Origin of the sequence: Acinetobacter sp. 1000160 (assembly GCF_000588715.1) — a bacterium.
GTDB classification, from domain to species: domain Bacteria; phylum Pseudomonadota; class Gammaproteobacteria; order Pseudomonadales; family Moraxellaceae; genus Acinetobacter; species Acinetobacter courvalinii.
In genome coordinates this window covers 272,574-290,017 of record NZ_JFWP02000002.1, presented here as the reverse complement: position 1 = coordinate 290,017, position 17,444 = coordinate 272,574, and the positions used below count along the sequence as shown (strand labels likewise).

The 17,444-nt window shown below is 41.1% G+C and carries 27 protein-coding genes; 1 reads left to right on the top strand and 26 read right to left on the bottom strand.

The annotated features are described in order from the left end of the window. Window positions 1-68: 68 nt before the first annotated feature. The 26 genes from J699_RS13540 to J699_RS0218540 all read right to left on the bottom strand — a co-directional run bounded on the left by J699_RS13540 (window position 69) and on the right by J699_RS0218540 (window position 16,577). Window positions 69-437 carry a hypothetical protein gene (locus J699_RS13540; RefSeq protein WP_227556471.1) on the bottom strand — a complete coding sequence of 123 codons (369 nt, stop codon included), beginning with the start codon at window positions 435-437 and terminating at the stop codon, window positions 69-71. A 240-nt stretch (window positions 438-677) separates the two neighbouring features. Next, a complete protein-coding gene (locus tag J699_RS0218560) occupies window positions 678-875 on the bottom strand; it encodes a hypothetical protein (RefSeq protein WP_032866691.1) in 198 nt (65 codons plus the stop codon). Between the two features lie 159 nt (window positions 876-1,034). After that, window positions 1,035-1,202, bottom strand: coding sequence for a hypothetical protein (locus tag J699_RS19480; protein WP_165569286.1), 168 nt, complete (start codon window positions 1,200-1,202; stop codon window positions 1,035-1,037). Between the two features lie 98 nt (window positions 1,203-1,300). Continuing rightward, window positions 1,301-1,816, bottom strand: a complete 516-nt coding sequence (locus J699_RS13545; RefSeq protein ID WP_032866688.1) for a hypothetical protein — start codon at window positions 1,814-1,816, stop codon at window positions 1,301-1,303. Between the two features lie 87 nt (window positions 1,817-1,903). Beyond that, on the bottom strand, window positions 1,904-2,821 hold the full coding sequence (locus J699_RS13550) for a phage tail tube protein (protein WP_032866686.1): 918 nt from the start codon (window positions 2,819-2,821) through the stop codon (window positions 1,904-1,906). A gap of 52 nt (window positions 2,822-2,873) precedes the next feature. After that, window positions 2,874-4,286 (bottom strand): hypothetical protein, encoded by a 1,413-nt coding sequence (locus tag J699_RS19750; protein ID WP_032866683.1) that lies wholly within the window; start codon window positions 4,284-4,286, stop codon window positions 2,874-2,876. Continuing rightward, window positions 4,286-4,639, bottom strand: a complete 354-nt coding sequence (locus J699_RS13560) for a hypothetical protein (protein WP_032866680.1) — start codon at window positions 4,637-4,639, stop codon at window positions 4,286-4,288. The genes J699_RS19750 and J699_RS13560 overlap by 1 nt, the downstream gene beginning before the upstream one ends. 99 nt (window positions 4,640-4,738) lie before the next feature. Next, window positions 4,739-5,137, bottom strand: a complete 399-nt coding sequence (locus J699_RS13565; RefSeq protein ID WP_032866677.1) for a hypothetical protein — start codon at window positions 5,135-5,137, stop codon at window positions 4,739-4,741. A gap of 1 nt (window position 5,138) precedes the next feature. Beyond that, entirely contained in the window at window positions 5,139-5,507 is a 369-nt protein-coding gene (locus tag J699_RS13570) for a hypothetical protein (protein ID WP_032866674.1), read from the bottom strand. After that, window positions 5,479-5,886, bottom strand: a complete 408-nt coding sequence (locus tag J699_RS13575; protein WP_032866671.1) for a hypothetical protein — start codon at window positions 5,884-5,886, stop codon at window positions 5,479-5,481. The genes J699_RS13570 and J699_RS13575 overlap by 29 nt, the downstream gene beginning before the upstream one ends. A 60-nt stretch (window positions 5,887-5,946) precedes the next feature. Continuing rightward, complete coding sequence (locus J699_RS18980; RefSeq protein WP_050441669.1) at window positions 5,947-6,648, bottom strand: hypothetical protein; 702 nt, start codon at window positions 6,646-6,648, stop codon at window positions 5,947-5,949. A gap of 37 nt (window positions 6,649-6,685) precedes the next feature. Further along, a complete protein-coding gene (locus J699_RS13580; protein WP_032866669.1) occupies window positions 6,686-7,054 on the bottom strand; it encodes a hypothetical protein in 369 nt (122 codons plus the stop codon). Then, window positions 7,054-7,434 (bottom strand): hypothetical protein, encoded by a 381-nt coding sequence (locus J699_RS13585; RefSeq protein ID WP_032866667.1) that lies wholly within the window; start codon window positions 7,432-7,434, stop codon window positions 7,054-7,056. Before J699_RS13585 ends, J699_RS13580 begins: the two co-directional genes overlap by 1 nt. Before the next feature lie 3 nt (window positions 7,435-7,437). Continuing rightward, window positions 7,438-7,752, bottom strand: coding sequence for a HeH/LEM domain-containing protein (locus tag J699_RS13590; RefSeq protein ID WP_032866665.1), 315 nt, complete (start codon window positions 7,750-7,752; stop codon window positions 7,438-7,440). 87 nt (window positions 7,753-7,839) lie between these two features. Then, a complete protein-coding gene (locus J699_RS13595) occupies window positions 7,840-8,790 on the bottom strand; it encodes a major capsid protein (protein WP_032866663.1) in 951 nt (316 codons plus the stop codon). A gap of 16 nt (window positions 8,791-8,806) precedes the next feature. Then, a complete protein-coding gene (locus J699_RS13600; protein WP_032866661.1) occupies window positions 8,807-9,598 on the bottom strand; it encodes a hypothetical protein in 792 nt (263 codons plus the stop codon). Between the two features lie 90 nt (window positions 9,599-9,688). Continuing rightward, window positions 9,689-10,186, bottom strand: coding sequence for a hypothetical protein (locus J699_RS0218550; RefSeq protein ID WP_032866658.1), 498 nt, complete (start codon window positions 10,184-10,186; stop codon window positions 9,689-9,691). Window positions 10,187-10,254: 68 nt separating this feature from the next. Next, window positions 10,255-11,352, bottom strand: coding sequence for a minor capsid protein (locus J699_RS13605; RefSeq protein ID WP_032866655.1), 1,098 nt, complete (start codon window positions 11,350-11,352; stop codon window positions 10,255-10,257). 9 nt (window positions 11,353-11,361) lie between these two features. Next, on the bottom strand, window positions 11,362-12,702 hold the full coding sequence (locus tag J699_RS13610; protein WP_032866652.1) for a DUF4055 domain-containing protein: 1,341 nt from the start codon (window positions 12,700-12,702) through the stop codon (window positions 11,362-11,364). A gap of 40 nt (window positions 12,703-12,742) precedes the next feature. After that, window positions 12,743-14,035 (bottom strand): terminase large subunit domain-containing protein, encoded by a 1,293-nt coding sequence (locus tag J699_RS0218545; RefSeq protein ID WP_032866650.1) that lies wholly within the window; start codon window positions 14,033-14,035, stop codon window positions 12,743-12,745. After that, window positions 13,995-14,513 carry a DUF2280 domain-containing protein gene (locus tag J699_RS13615; protein ID WP_032866648.1) on the bottom strand — a complete coding sequence of 173 codons (519 nt, stop codon included), beginning with the start codon at window positions 14,511-14,513 and terminating at the stop codon, window positions 13,995-13,997. Before J699_RS13615 ends, J699_RS0218545 begins: the two co-directional genes overlap by 41 nt. A 59-nt stretch (window positions 14,514-14,572) precedes the next feature. After that, the gene (locus J699_RS13620) at window positions 14,573-15,217 is read right to left on the bottom strand and encodes a putative metallopeptidase (protein WP_032866646.1); all 645 of its coding nucleotides are present in this window, start codon (window positions 15,215-15,217) and stop codon (window positions 14,573-14,575) included. After that, window positions 15,186-15,620: a hypothetical protein gene (locus J699_RS13625; RefSeq protein ID WP_032866644.1), complete on the bottom strand. Its 435-nt coding sequence runs from the start codon at window positions 15,618-15,620 to the stop codon at window positions 15,186-15,188. Before J699_RS13625 ends, J699_RS13620 begins: the two co-directional genes overlap by 32 nt. Window positions 15,621-15,664: 44 nt before the next feature. Next, a complete protein-coding gene (locus J699_RS13630; RefSeq protein ID WP_032866642.1) occupies window positions 15,665-15,901 on the bottom strand; it encodes a hypothetical protein in 237 nt (78 codons plus the stop codon). A 165-nt stretch (window positions 15,902-16,066) separates the two neighbouring features. After that, window positions 16,067-16,240 (bottom strand): hypothetical protein, encoded by a 174-nt coding sequence (locus J699_RS19475; RefSeq protein ID WP_165569285.1) that lies wholly within the window; start codon window positions 16,238-16,240, stop codon window positions 16,067-16,069. Between the two features lie 127 nt (window positions 16,241-16,367). Then, a complete protein-coding gene (locus J699_RS0218540) occupies window positions 16,368-16,577 on the bottom strand; it encodes a hypothetical protein (RefSeq protein ID WP_032866640.1) in 210 nt (69 codons plus the stop codon). Window positions 16,578-16,927: 350 nt separating this feature from the next. Between J699_RS0218540 and J699_RS13635 the strand changes: the two genes are divergently transcribed. After that, window positions 16,928-17,116: a hypothetical protein gene (locus J699_RS13635; protein ID WP_032866638.1), complete on the top strand. Its 189-nt coding sequence runs from the start codon at window positions 16,928-16,930 to the stop codon at window positions 17,114-17,116. Window positions 17,117-17,444 lie beyond the last annotated feature (328 nt).

The following is a 17,444-nucleotide window of genomic DNA, read 5'->3' as shown; positions in this document are numbered from 1 at the left end:
CTTTAGGCAATAAAAAACCGCCTATTAAGGCGGTAATGTGTGAGAGAACTTTGAAATCTTTCTTTTAATTAATAAGATTTAACCTCAGCTAAATATGAAAAACCTAACTTTGATCTATAAACCTTTACTTTCATTCCTTTCTGAATTTTTCGTTCAACCACTTGCAATTGTTTAGTACTCTCATTTATTTCCTCTAGAGTAGGAATAAATATATCTAAATATTTTTCGCTATTCGTTATTTGTAATTTCAACCTAAAATCAGCTGTAAGATCTGCATCATCACAATTTGATAAATATCCATTAGATTCAATTTTAACTATTCCCCCATCAAATTCTGAGATATAAGATGGCTGAACTTCTGAATCCACAGTAATTCTAATTTCAGTTCTAGTTTCAATTTCCGTATCTAATTCTTGCAACCACAGTGTGAAACTCATAGGCCCACCAGTTTAAGTTTATTTTTTCAGTATAATTAATCTACCAAGCTAACATACAACCACATAAAACACCCTACATCCCTTCTACAACTTCATATCTTATACAATTACGCGGAGTGTTTTCTCTAAATATCTTCCACATTTCCAATTTTTTGAGGATTCAGATCGGATGAAATGAAAACATTACAAATCCAAATAAAGTAGAGTTATGATTTCAATCCATTTTTAAAATAAAATACGTTAGTTTTCTGTCATTTCTTTTATAAATCGTGCAGCCTCTTCTTCATTAATCGTGATCACGTGATATGGACCATGGCTACTTGCAGAAGGAACTGTATCAATTGTGATTTTCACCCTTCCATCAGGTGATGTAAAAGTAGAGATGGCAACGATGTGTGCCGGGTTTATAAAGTTTTCGGAATCTATTTTTATTAACATGAGTATATCATCCTATTTATTATTAATTTTTATATCAAATTAACTGTAATCCTTTTTAATTTAGTTGTAATTCGATTGTTTCAATGATGATAGGAATGTAGCTAAGCTTAAATACTATGTTTAATAGAACCACCCGTAGGTGGTAATTATTTTATAACATCATTTTGCCCGACCACTGTCGCTTTGGGCCTTCACCTTTTTATAGGAGTCTTCCAGGAACAGATCATCCAGCGCAAAGATGCAGTCATTAAAGATATGTGCACCAACAGGCAGATCATTATGCTCGGCATAAACGTTAATGGCCTGCTGGTCTATTGATAATGGCATACCCTGCTCATATCGTCTGGATCTGCAAATCGTGCTGAAGGCTAAGAGAATCGATTCAGCCGCATAGGATGATTCAGGTGGTTCAGGAATATGCCCACCTAAGAACTTGATTTGTTCGATTTCGTGCGGCGATTTCGATGCGTACGTTTTCTGGTATTTGTAGAGCTCAATGACTTTCCCAGGATAACGGCCTTGTCCTTATCGGCATTTTCCTGAATCTTCTGAGCTTCCGTTTTAATGAACAACCAGATGGCCACACCGATGTCACCAAGATTGAATAGCTTGGAAGCATTCTCGGCTGTGTATGGCATGTCAGTCTCTACTGTCTTACCACCAACCACTTCTGCAAACACTACACCCTTCCAGTCTTCAATAAGGTGGGCTGCACAGGCATCCATCAACAACTCATGATAAAGCTTGTCAGCAGGATCTGTGGCCATCACGTCATAGCCTTTGGATGTAATCTGATTGCCGGCCCGTTCGATCGCCACCTGAAACGGTTTATAGGCAATTCCACGGATCTTGAATTCGGCCTGAACCTCACCTTTATCGTTCTTGAACTGGCACCACTTAGATGCTTCTGAACTTTGTACAATACCAACTTTTAACGCCATAACGACCTCTAAAATTTAAGCAATAAAAAAGCCCATGGCACTACATAGGCTTGATTTTAATTAAATGAATACTTGTGTACGCGCTTATTACACCAGCGCACGTACAATGGTTGGGCTGGTACGTACCTGGGCAAAGTTGATGTCTACTGTGATGATGTCATCACCACCGCCGTCAGGATGATTAGCTTCCATCACTTCAAGCTGCGGAAAGTTTAGTGAGTACTTGCTGCCTTTGTTGTCTGTGATATCAAAACCCAGCGTGAACACATCACGGGTTTTGATTGCATCAATCCAGGCAGCTGATGTCGCCGAGAACATGAAATTACCGTTTACACCGATATCCATCATCTTCTCTAAGTAAAACTCTGGTGTGTATTTGCCAGATCCAATACAGCGGATCGCTTCCAGGTTGTTATTAAAGTTAATGGTGAGTGACTGCAGACAAGCTTTGCCCTGAATCGACTGGCCATTAATCAGTAATTTTTCAACATTTGGCATGCTGACTACTGGGCGACTTGAAGCCGGTACCGGATTGGTTACTGGATTCACTTGCTGACGGGTAAATGAGCTACCAACCATACCAAAGTTACCCGTGATTTTGCCCGTAGTTTGAATGGTGATTTCACCGGTATTAACCTGTACACCACGATAGATGAACACCTGGCCAACATCTTCATAGACTTTAACCAAGGTCAGCGATTTACGGATACCACCACCAAAGCTTAACGAATTGGCCGCCCAATTATTGAAGGCCAGCACACTCAGGAATAAGTCAAAGGTACCAAGTGATAATTCAAATTCCAGCTGACCAGTCACCTCAGCTTCAGTAACAGATGCACCCTGACGGAAACGTGAATCCACAACCTCATTGCTTTGTTCTGTAGATACGTTTTCTGATAATCCATCGGATACACGGCGAACGGTGTACCAGACCGGATTTGCTGGAGTTGTACCGAGCACTGCCTCTTCACAAGCATATAATCGGATTTTTGCGCCTGAACTCATTTATTGTTCTCCAAATTTTAGGCATTAAAAAACCCGCTGTTTAGGCGGGCTATTAAAGTGATTCGTTTGTCTGCTCTTCATTGATTTCGGGAGGTTCCATTCCTGTCATGGCATCAGCCACTGCCTTAGCCAGATTGGTTGGCTGGAACTCAACTGGTGTTTCAGGAAATGGCTCATCCGGTTCCAGTTCAGGCTCAGGCAAACTATTAAGTCGAATACTAATAAACCGACTTTCTGGAATATCCATCGGATTATCCAGATCAGAAACAATAGATGCTGATTCAAAATCGAATTTTTTCTTATAGGTCTTAATGGAAATATCACCATTTTCTAAAGTCTGATATTCGACACTGACAAGAATATTTCCTTTGGCATCTTTTGGCATCTCGATGTACCAACCTTGTTCTGCAAAGCCTGTAGAACCTTGTAAAAGATAACATCCTACGTCATTCCGGAAGAACTTAATTTCTTGTTCCTCAGCCTCACCGTTTGGTTCGATTCGATCAGCATAAAGATTGACTACTGGAGAAGCGGCCTTAATAAAACCATTTGAATCTGTTTGCGTATTACTCTCATCCAGAATTTTAAAATAACGCTTAACCTTCATTGATCCAGAGTTAACCGTCATAGTCCCATGATATAAACTATGGCGTACATTCATCGGGTACATCATGGTATGTGCATTTGCCACTCCCACAGTAAAGTACTGAGCGGCAAATGTCCCTGCAGGTAAACCAATTGCATCACCTACTCCTTCGCCATGTCCCGTAGAGTCTCCACCAGTACATCGAATTACCTGGCCATTATTGTATTCAGCAATGTTGAGAGGCACCCGACCATAATCTGGAGTATTAGTACCTAAACCAAAAGCTCCAACAGCCATTAGATCACCCGAATTCACCCCGACGTTATATGATGCCGCCGAACCTAAACTGGTTGGTGAGAGTGATGTCACAGCATATCGCCAAGGTGTGTAATTACCATCTGAACCAGCTGTTCGTAATGCAAAATCAGATTCCAATCCATAGGAATAAGCTAGTTGTAACTTGCCTGCATTGGTTGTATATGTGCCCTTTGTCTCTACATAAAACAAACGGGATTTTAAACCTATAGGTCTGTTCGCCATTTCTCCATCTGATCGGGCAAGCAATAATCTGGTACCCGTGGGTGCCTCGTTAAGATCAGCAAATGGGGGTGGTGGTGGATTTGCTCCGTTCCCAGACCAGTAAATATCTACGCCATTGGAGTAAGCTGCTTTAAAAGTATCTCTGGCAACAGGAATATTATAACCATCAGCTCCAATATTTGCTTTTGCTGCTGCTCCCGCACCTTGGACTTGGGAAATATCCGGTGTCAAATTTGGAATACCTGAGGCAAAAGGCAACATAAACTGTAACTTACCAGGTGCGGAATTATAAGGATAAGGTCGATGCTCCCAATTGAACTTAAAAACAAGATTGGCCATTATGCTGTTACTCCATCAGCTACCAGAAACATCAAAGTTTCAGAATGTTGAGTTACACCACCACCCACAGCTTTAAGATCCATCTGGACTAGTCCCAGAGGCCACGCTGAAGTACTTGCCCCAGACGTCACCTTTAACCAGCCTTTCTGTGTAGCCTGATTTAATACAGTACAGGTTAAAGTTGCAACGGCAGCACCGGTATGCAGCTCTTTTACTTGAGATGTAAATACATAACCTGTCAGGTTAATCGCACGGCGGACATCATCAGGCGGGAATTGCAGAGCCTCGCTCATATCGACAAGCTGCAAATCCAAATTAAAGGTGTCACCGCGCTTAAAAACAAAATTGCTCATAAGTGATTCCTATAGACATAAAAAAACCACCGATGAGGTGGTAGTTAAAATAAAAAATCGCCCTTAGGCGACCATTCAATAAATCTTATTCTGTTTTGCTCAATTTACTTTATAGCCGATCGTTACGTTGTACTGGATAAAATCGCTATCTTTGCCTGCATTGATGGCTTGCCCCTGCAGACATTCCAAATGCTCAATATTGAAATACTCGAAATGAGACAGTAATGCATCACTGAGCTCAGTAATCGCTTTCTCTCCAGTATGCAGCCGGTCGAAGCATTGAATCATGATATTGCCGGTTCGTCGCGTACATGGCTTGTCAGCTATACCTGAAATAAAGCTTGATCCTCCCGCTATCGTTAAACGACACCACAGGCCAATTTTAGGCACTTTAAATTCTGGTGCATTCGGATACTGGATTCGCGCTTGATCGATGCCAGTGAAGGCCTGCATACGTGCAATGATGGATTGTCTTGCCTGCTCTAATGTCATTGCCATGTCAGCCACCGTACTTTTGAGTGATAAAGTTAAATGTGGTGCTATAGATGCCCTGTGGTGCCTGATCTGACCAGCCATTTTCCAGACGTCCAGCATAAGGCTGATTGTTCTGGATATAGACCAGATTTCCCAGCTTGATTTTAACTGCCTGGACTGCAGCATCCTGATTGGCATTTACCTCAGGTTCACGTACACCCATATCAGCAGATCCGATAGAAACAATGTGTGAAGCACGATATGCACCAGTGTCGACTGGACTGGAAACAACCAAGGATTGAACCGTATCCATCACAATATTTTTAATATTTTGTTCTGAATCGCTTACGATCTGCACGGCGAATTCAGTTGGCTTTTTGCCCTTCCACCCCATCCTTCACCTCACTTGCCTGATACATCTCGAAAAGGTCCTGAGCGATCGCTTGAATTGAATAAGCTTCAAATTCAGTACTAGGTTCACGCTCACCCATAAGTGTTTTAACCCGCTGCCAGACGTGCACCGCTTCATGCAGAAGCAGCCCATACACTTCAATGAGATCTCGCCCTGAAGTATCGCCAAGTTGAACGACTGCATAAGTCCCTTCCTGGTAATAATCAACTTGAGCTGCAGCGCCATCAATTGAAAGGAATTGATCAGCCTCTTGCATGTCATCAAATAACAGATCCATGTGAAGCTGATTGCGGGCCAGCGTATATTGCATGTGCTGAAATGGTGACATATACCATTCAGGTATATAGTTTGTATTTACCATGGGTTCTCCTATATTTCAGGCAATAAAAAACCCACCGAAGTGGGCAATAGTTTAAATATTTCAATGTAAAATTAGTTCTTCCAATAATTCATTTATTTCACTAGAGCAACATTCTAATTTATTTGTAAATTCGAGATATGATTCAGTTAGTCCCATTAGTGCCTTCTCATCAACTTTATAAGTCTTAATTTGACTAGAATCTGCCCTTACATAAGCTTCTTTTATTTCATTTTCTTGAAATTTATACATTCTAATCACATTTTCTAAGTCAACTGTTAAATTTATAAAGTCCTGTAGCTTATCAATTAAATTTCTCCTCACTAGCGAATAGGTCTTTAATTCCAATAAGTCATTCATCAAACTTAAACGCATATCTAGAATAGAGCCCTTAACTGGATGTTTGATGAGCTCAACGACATAAGTTTTTTTATTGATTTCAACAGCGTTTAAGAAGTGCGCCCTTGTAAAGTGAATTTTAAGATCATTTATATCTACTTTGATTTTTCTACCAATTGAATCTAAGATTTTTGCTACATGCTCTTGTCTCCAGTCAGTAAAAAGAACAAAAGCAGCGACCGGCGCCAAAAAAGAAGCCGTAATTGTTAAGCCATCTTTTAAGATTTCATAAAATCTTTTCAATTCGATTGTGTTGGTTAACCAGTTAGTTTCCAGTAGGAATCCAATAATTCCATAAATAATAAAAAAGACTACGGTACCAAAAATAGTATCCTGAATCTTATTTTCTAGAGTTTTTTTAATCATATATCCCCCTAATTTAGAAGGATATTAGATCAAGTAATCAAACCTTTCTCAACTGACATTTCCAGATTGTTTCAGCTGGATCTTGTTGAATATGCATGACTCGAAAATTGCCAAGGGATGTAAACCACTCATCATCAATTTTCGGTACCATGGTTACTTCATTCTGCAGAACAACCGCCTTTTTATCGGTGGCCAAGACACCAAGCGTCTGGATCTCGTATTGATTGTATGAACCAAACAAAACCCCACGACCAGAATAGTTCTCTTTAATCGTCTTATGCGTTTCAGTCAGAGGATCCCAATCTTTTTTAATGATCCGCTCACACGAAAAGGATAGAACGGCATCTGTCAAATCTTCATTAAATGCCCCGGTAATATCTGCCTGCAGTTCATCACGTAAGCCCATTAGATTCTCCGGATAAAGAATACTGAAGAGCGCTTGGTGAATGGCTTAATCAGATCCAGAATGTATTGCTCAGTGGCATTCAGCTTTACTGATCCATCCTGGTATTCCTTTTCTGACTCCATCGTATCGGCCTTAACCTTTTTACGTTTTAAGGCCTGCTCCTGCCCTTGGTAGAGCTCACCCTTCATAATGCCCTTAATGATCTCGTATGAGGCTGTTTTTAATGCCTTAGGCACTTGTGTCACATCATCATAAGGTTTCACGTTTCGGGCGATTAGATAGGCTTCGGCCTTTTGTAAATAATCAGCCTTATCACTGGCAGATAAAGCATCAAAGCCTTGTACATGTTGAATCGCTTCTTGTTCAGTGATAAAGCTCATGGATTATTCCTTTGGCTCTTGAGGGATAAGTGCAAGCAAATCTTCTTTACGGGTAACGCCGTCAAATGAAATGCCTTTTTCGGTCAATACAGCTTTGATTTCGTCAACCTTCAGAGATGAATAATCAACAGGCATATCCTGTTCCTGATTATTACCTGCACCGGCTTCCAGCTCAGCAATACGCGCTTTCATTGCATCAGGATCATTTTTGAATGCAATAAACTCACCTTTTACGCCTGCTAGTTGCTCTTCAAGTTCATTCACTTTTTCTTGTGTCATTTGTCGTTCCCGTGCTCGGTTAAATGATGAAAGTCCCATGTGAGGATCTCCAAATAATTATTAAAGTTGCCTTCCTGTAATTACCGAAAGGCAAAAATACTAAAGGCGGGATTACCCGCCTTTTCGTTATTTGATCTTGTGCTTGAATGCCACGATCCGGATCTGTTTAGGATCGTATACACGCTCCCAGTTTGCGCCCTGGGCGAGACCAGCATTATTCGGTGCAATACCTGTTGCACCTGCCCATTTAATGCCACGTGGATGTAATACAAAGTGACGGCGGTTAATCAGAATGTCGGTACCGGCCAAGCTATCACGATCTGTTTCCACGCCAACCGGTGCACCGATATCCTGGAAGCCGATCGCCCCTTGGCCAAATAGGAATGAGGTGAATACATCACCTTCTACTGGCATGCCATCATCAACAATGACACGGCGGTCCATAAAAGTTTTATAGAGCAATACGCCGTCAGCATCACGGACCGTTTCAATCAGTCCTTGTTTAGATAATGCAGCCATAGTGAATGAATGCATGGAGATCGCCGTTAACTTATCGACTGCATCACCAAGCTTGTATGACGCATCAACAAAAGAATGCCCATCAATGACTGCAGCTGCGCCTGCGCCCGCTGAAATGTCATGGACGTTACTTTCCATACTGTCAGCGCTAAATACACCTTTAAGTGTATTTACAGTGAAGCCTTGGAATTCTCGCGCCCAGTAATCTGCTACAAGATCACCTACAGCACCCAATGGGTCATCACCCGATAAAGCTTTAGCCAGGTCATTGGCTCCCCATGCCTTACCACGTGCATGAAGGATTGCAATATCCTGACCTGATGTGATGTTGTTTACAGAAAGTGCTTTAGAATCTGATAGCACTTCTGACTCACCACTTAAATCATTCCAGAAAGGAATATTGACAGTGGTTCCCCCTTTGGTCCCAAATGCCACCTCCACGTCAGGCACACCCACAATGCCGGATTGCCATAATGCAGATTTCTCTGCAGTTTTATTTAAAACGTATGGGGTGAATAATTCAGGGACGATTACATCAGCAATTTTTGTTTCAGCCATTTGGCCTTCTCCTTAATTAAAGTTTAATACCGTGTTTTGCAGCCAACTCTTTAGCCAGCTGCGGATTGTCATTTCGTAATTGCGCAAGTTTGGTGAGATTCACCGAGCCATCTGCTTTGAGGATGTCGACCTGACCTTTGGTATTGGTACTACCTGGTGCACCAGTTCCGTTTGCTTTTGGCCAGAAGTACGGCTTTTGCTCGCGTAGAGATTCAACCCACTCTTTTGGGGTTTGTGGTGTTTGGCCATCTTTGCCAATAATCACTTCACCGTTTTCATCAACAGCAACCGCTTTGCCGCTTTCATCTAATGCAAATTTAGTTTTAGCTAAGAACGCAATATCACCAGTTGCTTCAGGTAGTGCCTCAAGCTCTACAGCTGCTTGAATGATTTGCCCTTGAATTACTGAATCCTTAAACTTATTGGCATAAGCTTCAGCATTATTTGCTCGCGTTGTTTCGGCATTGAGCAAACGAGCATGTTCTTCACGCATCTTCTCGGTACGCTTCTGAATCACTTCGTTTACCTTACCTTCAGCAATGAGCTTGGCTTCTTCGTCTTGGTCGAGTTGAGCAAACACCTTTTTCACAATTTCCGGATCGATACCTTCAAACTGTTTCTGTAGGCGTTGTAGTTCGCGTTGGGCAGTCTTAGCAGCATCACGCTCGCTTTGTAGTGCAGACTTCAATCCCTTCGGATCTTCATAGCCTTCTAGGTCAAGGCGGAACTTCCCGTTCTCCTCAACATATAAAGCACGATGTTCTTCTTTGATCTGGTCCAGTGAATCCACAATAAATGGCAATGACATGTTCAAACCTCTCGTTTGATTAAGTTGGGCCTTATCTCAAGGCATAAAAAAAGCCCCATCATTGATAGGGCTTTTAAAGATTTGCAAAATTCAAAGAGTTAATTGTTTCAACTCTCTATTAGGTTTCGTATACATTTTCTTTTTGAGCGCTACTAGTACTGCAGAATTGAAAATTGATAATACACCGTAGTAGATAAAGGCGATCAAAATTGAAGCAAAACCTTCTTCTAATAAATAAAGAGTTGTAAACGCCAGTAGTATCCCTCCAGCTAGTCGAAAAAGAGAAATACAAGGATCTATACAACCTTCGGATATCTCTCTTAGTGATTGTTTATATCTAAAATTAAAGAAGTAATAGAGTATCCATAAAATAATTCCGATCGATGAAACAACAAGGGTCGCACTAATACCGACTCCATCATACTGATCATTTAATGAATTTATTAAATTCTCTACTCCTTTAACTCCCTTAATAGAATACGTAAATCCCATAATGATTAAGTTAATAATCATTACAATCCAGAACTCAACATGAAGGAATCCAATAAATTTTCTTGTTGAAGAAACAATGGTTTTTACAATTTGCATTTAAATATACCCTCTTTATTATTAGGTATATTTAAAGTATTACTTTTTCGAATTAAGCTGCAAGACTTTTACCCACTCAGGCTTTTTCGATCCAAATCTTGAAGCTCATCCAGAGAATACATGCGCCCTTCTGGATCAAAGAACTTGTCAAAATCAAACTTTCCCTCTTTGTAGAGCTTGTACCGTTTTGGACCTAACCATTCCTTTTGAAAGAAATCGTCTGTTTTCTTAAAAAACTCTTTGAAAGTCGTGTTCGCATCAATCTGGCCAATCAACTGATCCCGCTCGTCTTTTGGAATATCCTTAACTTTGCGTTCATCCATTACAAAAGGACGCTCACCTACTAACAGGCCATCTTTATCAACTGGCACAAGAATCGATCTACAGTTTGGATGAAGTGGCGGTACACGTCTGGCGGGGTCGTTGATCTCCCAAACTGAGCCATCCAATGAAGCGCAGAGTTTTGATGTTCTCCCATCCAATGTCGCAATAAATCTTTCGTATTTAAAACCGAGCTGGACAAAACTTTCATGGTAAGCCTGATTAGCGACGTGGCTGCGTACAGTTCTCACCGTACGCTCGATGTCAGACTTGCTGGTATTTAGAATCCCATCCTCATAATTCTGGCGTTTGGTACCACGGATCCGCTGGATGATTTCCTGATTGGTCTTGCCGCTGCTGATCCCGTCCCGAATCGCATACTCAACTTTCTGCCGAGCATTTACAGCAATATTGGAAAGTAATTCATCAACCAATGCACCGCCTACCAGTGGGGTTTTCTTGGCTGAAGAATAAAGCTTATTTCCGTTAGGCTTCTTGATCTGGCCGCCGTATAGTCTGGCAGTGTAATTCGCCTCATATACAGCCAATGCCGTAGCAGAAACAGCAAATGCTTCAGGAATGGAAGTACTTAAACTGATAAACCACTGAGATATAAGATCTCGGATCTCTTTAAGATTAGTTGTGGTGTATTGGCCGGCAGCTAAAGCTACCTTCTCTGCATCATTCAACTCATCCAGCAGATCCCGAAGCTTTGAAAGCATCGTATATGATTCTGAATTAAATAACCTGGTTAATTCATTCACCGATTGGGATGATGCTCGATATAAATAAGCTTGGTGCTGAGTGAGTACCTCAATCAGATTTTTTTGATCATTTGAAGCCATTTAGCCCTCTTACAACGGCAAACTATCCCGCTCTTCTTCAACACGAAGTAACTCATCCTGATAATCATGTGACGGCAATTTACCGGTAGCAATATATTCCCAATATGTCCTGAATGAGTTTTTACCCTGCAGTGCACCTTCATAAAGTTGCTTGGCCAGATTGATGTCGTATTGCTGAACAATGAACTCAGGCTTCACCGTAAATGCGTATTTGGAAGGATCCAGCTTTAACCACTGAGCCGCATATTTAATAGCTTGCTCGATGGCTTCAGCAGCACACATCACAATACTGTGTAAGCTGGCATGCTGATCATCCTGGCGTGCACGGCGGGCTTCACCAGATTCCTGGCTATTGGTATCAATAACCTTGGCACCGGCTTCAAGTGCTGAGTTTTTCTGGGCATCCATTTCCTTCTTGGTCATATCGATGCCATCACCCGAAATCTCTAAATAACCGCAGCTTGAATCCTTAGGTAGATCCCAAACGGCCATCACCCCAGTCACGCTGATATCGGTTCCTTCATCCAGACCGCTGATCCATGGTTGCGGATGCGCCGTGTGATGCAATGACTGGAAATAATCAGCACTTAACTGGTAGTACTTCAGCGCAGCTTTGGCCATGGTTAATAGCGGTACCGTGCCAACATCCGGTGAGTTATCCGTGGTACCGCAGAATACAAACGGCGTAAAGGAAAGCTGATTACCACCTAGATCTGGTGTTTTATCTTCAGGTAAGGCCCCATCAAATAACCGAACCGTTAAAGCACCATCTTGCATAGATAAAACACGGTGCACGGTTTTGGTATCGTGGCCAAACTCATCTTCGCTATTATCAAACTGCTCCTCGAGCACCAACAGCTTGAGATCCTTACGTCCACCAATACTGTTTTCTTTCCAGTTGATAATGGAAAGCGCGTCATACATGGCAAAGTAAGGTATACCGTCCCCATCTACGTCCACCAGCAAACCACAGCGACCACACTCCAGCAGTTCAACACATACACGGATAAATAGCTGCTTTAACCCAAAACCGTCATTGGTCGCATTATTGATCAGCCCCTTAAGCAAAGAACTCTCAATCACGATATCAGGCTCAAGTTTCGAGACCAGACCGATCATGGTCCGTAATGAATCCTGAACCCATAATGGATACTGAGCACGGTTCACATATGCCTTATAGATCTCGCCTGTAGTATCTCCCTGCTTCTCTGCTTCGATCATGCCTGCAGATTTGGAGAGATACTTCGTTGTGGCTTGCTTAATCTGCTCTTCGCCAGCAACAGCATCACGCATCATCTGCCAGCTTTTTTGTGCAGCAATATACTGCGGATGTTGATCAGTAACTGCCATAAAAACACCATAAAAAAAGCACCTGTTTAAGGTGCGTTGATTAATAAGACATACCGCCAATACGACGCCGTTTAAATATTTTCTGGATAATGATCGGAAATCGCTTCGCCAGCGGGTATCCACCTGCATCACCTACGTGATCCAGACCCGCGCTTTTATCCGGCATTCCGAATGAGTCGTAAATCTGCTGCTCTAAAGTCGCGGTGAAGTTTGGACATTTATTGGTATTTACTTTTAAAGTACGTTCACCCTCTGCATTCAGGATCTGGGCATTCACCGCATTGATTCGGTCTTTAATACCAGGGTTAACGCCGTTCACTTCCACCTTAAAACCATTCTTCTTCAGGATTGCATGATCTGACTCACTAAAGCCTTTTGAAGAAGTCGCTTGACCTGAGGCATCTGGTATCACCGTAATGTCATGCTCTGGAAAACGCTCCTTGATCAGATAACACATGGTCGGTGTGTCTCTCACTCCCACCAGTTCATCTAATGCACGAGGATGACCTTCTCTAATGACATAAACCACGGCGGCCATCTTCAGTACGTTAAAGTCCATCCCGATCAGTAAAGGTTCATTCGGATTAATTTCCTCGTCCGTATGATTTAGAACCCGATCAAAGTCTGGATATACAGCACCACTGGTTAAGTTAACGAATTGTCCTTTCAGATAAGCTGAAATCAATTGCGGTGGATAAGACTCGTACAACGATGAAATATAGTCATCTGGCAGATTGGCTTCATTGTCATAGGTTGAAGCCTGGATCATTCCATACAGTGCCCGTTTAGCTGGTGTTGAATTAGCTTCTTTTACAAATTGCTCATAAGTGAACTTAAAGCCTTCAGGTGTGGTAGCAACATCAATACCATTCAGCAAACCTGCTTGTTTATATCGCATACGTGCAATGATCTTACGCCACGACTGCTGTGCCTTCAGCATCGCCATTACATCGAGCTCATCAATCAGCGCATGGCCAATCTTGAAGCCGACAATGGTTGCCGGCTTTTCCATAGATCGGCATATGATTGTGGTCCGATATTGGCGACCATAATAAATATCCACTTCCTTGTTGGTTTCATAAACCTTGGTTTTAAGTCCCCAGTCGAAAGCAACCTCATCAATTGTGGGAAAGAAGATATCTCGGATCTGAGGATATGTCGGTGCAAAGTAACCTAAAGGAACCTTAGGAAACTCCCAGGCTTTATTACATAAGCTTGAGCAGCCCACCCAGGTCTTCCCCGATCCAAACCCAGCGACAAAAGCCCGGAATTTCTTTTCCATCTGTAAAAAATTAGCCTGAGGTACATTCAGTGTCGGATTGATATTCGGCATCTTTTTTACTCGCATCTACAACCTGGATGGTTACTTTTACTGGTGTTGGATCGTCAGCACCTTCGCCGTCACCATTCCTGATTTTTTCGATCTCAAGCTGTTTCAATTCTAGATCCAGCAAGTGCGCTGAATGGCCATGCATTTCATCCTTAACTTGTTTAATGATGTTCTGCTTAGTGACCTTGTTCTTGGTTGTGTCATACATTTTTTGCAGTTCATTAATACGAAATGACTTATTGGCCAGTGGAATATCAAAAACATTGTTCCTGAAATCTTCACGTGTTTTTTCAAATAAGGCTTTCAGTTTCTTACTTAGATTTTTTCCTGTGGCCTTTGTTGGATCGTAGAGAGCTACCTGTTGTCGCTCAATTTCAATATTAAATTCTTGCTTTACAGCATCCGCTACCTGTTGAGGTGTTTCCATGCAAGCAAGCGACTGAACTATAAAGATTTTAACAGGCTCTTTAAGTGCAGCCATACCTACCTCTTCGTAAAGCTACGTAAAGCAAAATAGATAAAAAAAATGAGCCAAACGGCTCAACTGATAATGCAAGTACCACAGCACCTGGAAATATTTACATCATTTACAAACGGCGCTTGCTTCGCTACTTCAACGAGTCGCTTCACGTCTTCGCTTGCTCCCCAGCGTTTTACAACACCCACAAACTCTTCAATATCATGGCCAGCAAGATAATGTTTCGGAAGCCCAGTCATATCGCTATAGATCGGCTCACCGTCTTCCGGATCTCGCTCAACTCCAATGTGATACAGCTCATGCTCGATCAATGCACAAAAGTCACGATCCGTAGCTTGTTCGCAAAAACTGGCATCAATGGTGATGAGATAAACCGGCACATAACCAAACCAGTCTCGCATCTGTTGCTCTTGTCGGGCTTTACGCCATCCGCCCTGGTTAAACATCACCTTTTCGCATTGGCCGAGCACCATGCGCTTTTTAGCTACACATGCTGATGATGCCCAGGCAAACGCCAAAAATTCTTCACTGTCATGGATGAGCTCAGCAATATGGTCATGGTCGGGATTGTGTAGTGGTCCACCAATCGTTAAGAAATTATCAACTACCCACTGCATAAGATCTGGTGCAGGTGCAAGGCGTATTGCTTCCTCGTTGTCTGCCTGGTCGATCAAGTCAGTCGGTGGAAATGGTCTGATCTGGCTCATGCTCTAAACTCTCCAATTCGCTTTTAATCCAGTGGATGACATAACCCGATAAAATTGAATCCGGATGAAACCGCTCAATCTTGTATCCCATCTCTTCAACCTGGTAATACCGGTCTATACTCCAAGCTTTAAATGCCAATTTGCCAAGGCGACCGCCGGACCATGGCCCACCCTCAATTTCGATAAGTAATCGCAATTTCACAATATGGAAATCGAAACGCCAGTGCTTTGTGCTGATCGGCTGGAATTTACTTTCAAAACCTATTGCATGATCTTTTAATTCTTCAAGTAGAGTTGCCTCTGCCTCTAAGTAGGCTTGTTTTGCTTTCGGCAGCGGCCTAATTTTAGGTTTGGTTTTGGGTGGATGCTTTCTGGTGAGTTGGAAATATTTTTGGTTATCCATAAATTTTGCTCATAAAAAAAGAGCACCTAGGTGCTCTCTTACTCTTACTGATTTTTGTATAAGGCAAAATTTATTGCCCTTTCATATGCTTCTTCTTTCAGTTCTGTGTATACAAAGAAATACTGCTCTTGTTTGGTAGCAGGATTACTAAGCCTCATTGGTTCATAACTATGAGTATCTAAATCATCAGGATCAACATCAAATGCATCCTTCTGCTGATCGCGCCATTCTCCACTTAAAACACCACCTACACACAACCATTTAGTTGAGTTGTCAGACATATATCCCTCTTGCAATTAGTGGATACAATCTTATACCACAGAAAATCAAAAGCCCTGCTAACACATATTATTAACAGGGCTGCTTGGGACGACATACGCTCGGCTAGTTGATAGGCATTAACGCCGTACAATTAAGAAGACTATCTTTTGATAAGTTAAGTTTGATTAACTACGAAGATGACTTTCAACTTTAAATGTTAAAGAAATTTTCAATTCTTTATCCAAATAAATAATTCTATTTACTTTCATCCTTTTTTTAAGTCTCTCTAAGGCGGCATCAACTTTAGCGGTAATCAATGTCTCTTCTTCCTGATCAAGATCTGGAATATATTTAATCACTTATTTAGTCCCTTAACGCATATGCTCATTGGCATTGATAAAGCATATTTATAAAATATACAAGTTTATTAAGGTTTTTTTAACAATGTATGAATTCATGAAAAAAAAACCGCCGAAGCGGTTCTTTTCATTTTATATAGTAGCTACTACCATCTGAGCTATTAAAAACCCAATCTAATGTCGGGTAAATAATTTCACCTTTTATCAAAATATATTCAATTTTTGAACTTTGGACCCGTTTTCTTGAAAGTGTAATTTCAGTATTTTCCTCTAGATAGCATGCCTGTGCTCTTCTTTCGCTACCCTGATAATCAACAACTGTAATGTCTTTTAGCATCAATATGCTCCAGTTTAATCAATCATAGTATGCCTAGAAGTACATTTATACAAACTATAATTTTCTAACTATCAATTTTTATTATTTTGCAGAATTTTTAAAAGAATTCCTGAACAAAAATATATATGTGTGCTTTATGTACACCTAGTTGAAATTTATAGAGCATGTATCCGGCCTTTAACTGATAAGACTCAAGCAGTTATATATAATTGATTTTATTTGTGAAATATTTCATCGAGATAAATCTTATCTGTAGCACATATCAACACATATAGATCTTAAAACTACCGTAGTGTAACGACTTTTAAAGCGTAGTATAGGCTCTCCACAGTGAAGTAAAGAAGATTAAAATGTCTGATTTTAAAGATTTTTCTAAAAAAGCTACAAAAGATAATGAAGCAAACCAGCAAGTTCAAGCAAATGAACATACCGAAGTTACCACCCCTAACAAACCACAACCAGATACAACTGCCACCCCCGCTTCCGATCAAAACGATAAAGGGGTGCAACCTAATCACAATACATCTACACCGAGCTAAAAATCTAACTTAAAAATAAAGCCTTACAGTATTTTGTAAGGCTTTTTATTGTTATTTTATAAATTAATTTTTTAAAAACACCTTCATCATAACTTGCAAGTTCGTCTACACCAAAATCTTGGCAAATCCAAAACTATCTTAATACTCTCATAATGCGCTAATCATGTTATTACTATGAAAATAGAGCCAAATATATTTTTACAATACAAAAGACTTAGCGGATTATGATTCCAATCAAACTAACAACCTTACTTATCATGTAGATATTTTTCAATTCGCTCATATACATACTTTCGATCCAGGCTCTCAGGTATCCAAAAAATATGTT

Bases quoted from the DNA above. Each gene is read 5' to 3' on its own strand.
- J699_RS0218540 (WP_032866640.1), bottom strand. From the start codon at position 16,577: ATGCTAAAAGACATTACAGTTGTTGATTATCAGGGTAGCGAAAGAAGA.
- J699_RS13550 (WP_032866686.1), bottom strand. From the start codon at position 2,821: ATGAGTTCAGGCGCAAAAATCCGATTATATGCTTGTGAAGAGGCAGTG.
- J699_RS13575 (WP_032866671.1), bottom strand. From the start codon at position 5,886: ATGGTAAATACAAACTATATACCTGAATGGTATATGTCACCATTTCAG.
- J699_RS13630 (WP_032866642.1), bottom strand. From the start codon at position 15,901: ATGTCTGACAACTCAACTAAATGGTTGTGTGTAGGTGGTGTTTTAAGT.
- J699_RS13615 (WP_032866648.1), bottom strand. From the start codon at position 14,513: ATGGCTGCACTTAAAGAGCCTGTTAAAATCTTTATAGTTCAGTCGCTT.
- J699_RS13600 (WP_032866661.1), bottom strand. From the start codon at position 9,598: ATGTCATTGCCATTTATTGTGGATTCACTGGACCAGATCAAAGAAGAA.
- J699_RS13635 (WP_032866638.1), top strand. From the start codon at position 16,928: ATGTCTGATTTTAAAGATTTTTCTAAAAAAGCTACAAAAGATAATGAA.
- J699_RS13605 (WP_032866655.1), bottom strand. From the start codon at position 11,352: ATGGCTTCAAATGATCAAAAAAATCTGATTGAGGTACTCACTCAGCAC.
- J699_RS13565 (WP_032866677.1), bottom strand. From the start codon at position 5,137: ATGGCAATGACATTAGAGCAGGCAAGACAATCCATCATTGCACGTATG.
- J699_RS0218545 (WP_032866650.1), bottom strand. From the start codon at position 14,035: ATGCCGAATATCAATCCGACACTGAATGTACCTCAGGCTAATTTTTTA.
- J699_RS0218550 (WP_032866658.1), bottom strand. From the start codon at position 10,186: ATGCAAATTGTAAAAACCATTGTTTCTTCAACAAGAAAATTTATTGGA.
- J699_RS13620 (WP_032866646.1), bottom strand. From the start codon at position 15,217: ATGAGCCAGATCAGACCATTTCCACCGACTGACTTGATCGACCAGGCA.
- J699_RS13560 (WP_032866680.1), bottom strand. From the start codon at position 4,639: ATGAGCAATTTTGTTTTTAAGCGCGGTGACACCTTTAATTTGGATTTG.
- J699_RS13590 (WP_032866665.1), bottom strand. From the start codon at position 7,752: ATGGGACTTTCATCATTTAACCGAGCACGGGAACGACAAATGACACAA.
- J699_RS13540 (WP_227556471.1), bottom strand. From the start codon at position 437: ATGAGTTTCACACTGTGGTTGCAAGAATTAGATACGGAAATTGAAACT.
- J699_RS0218560 (WP_032866691.1), bottom strand. From the start codon at position 875: ATGTTAATAAAAATAGATTCCGAAAACTTTATAAACCCGGCACACATC.
- J699_RS18980 (WP_050441669.1), bottom strand. From the start codon at position 6,648: ATGATTAAAAAAACTCTAGAAAATAAGATTCAGGATACTATTTTTGGT.
- J699_RS13625 (WP_032866644.1), bottom strand. From the start codon at position 15,620: ATGGATAACCAAAAATATTTCCAACTCACCAGAAAGCATCCACCCAAA.
- J699_RS13545 (WP_032866688.1), bottom strand. From the start codon at position 1,816: ATGGCGTTAAAAGTTGGTATTGTACAAAGTTCAGAAGCATCTAAGTGG.
- J699_RS13610 (WP_032866652.1), bottom strand. From the start codon at position 12,702: ATGGCAGTTACTGATCAACATCCGCAGTATATTGCTGCACAAAAAAGC.
- J699_RS13595 (WP_032866663.1), bottom strand. From the start codon at position 8,790: ATGGCTGAAACAAAAATTGCTGATGTAATCGTCCCTGAATTATTCACC.
- J699_RS13570 (WP_032866674.1), bottom strand. From the start codon at position 5,507: ATGGGGTGGAAGGGCAAAAAGCCAACTGAATTCGCCGTGCAGATCGTA.
- J699_RS13585 (WP_032866667.1), bottom strand. From the start codon at position 7,434: ATGAGCTTTATCACTGAACAAGAAGCGATTCAACATGTACAAGGCTTT.
- J699_RS19480 (WP_165569286.1), bottom strand. From the start codon at position 1,202: ATGCCATTATCAATAGACCAGCAGGCCATTAACGTTTATGCCGAGCAT.
- J699_RS13580 (WP_032866669.1), bottom strand. From the start codon at position 7,054: ATGGGCTTACGTGATGAACTGCAGGCAGATATTACCGGGGCATTTAAT.
- J699_RS19750 (WP_032866683.1), bottom strand. From the start codon at position 4,286: ATGGCCAATCTTGTTTTTAAGTTCAATTGGGAGCATCGACCTTATCCT.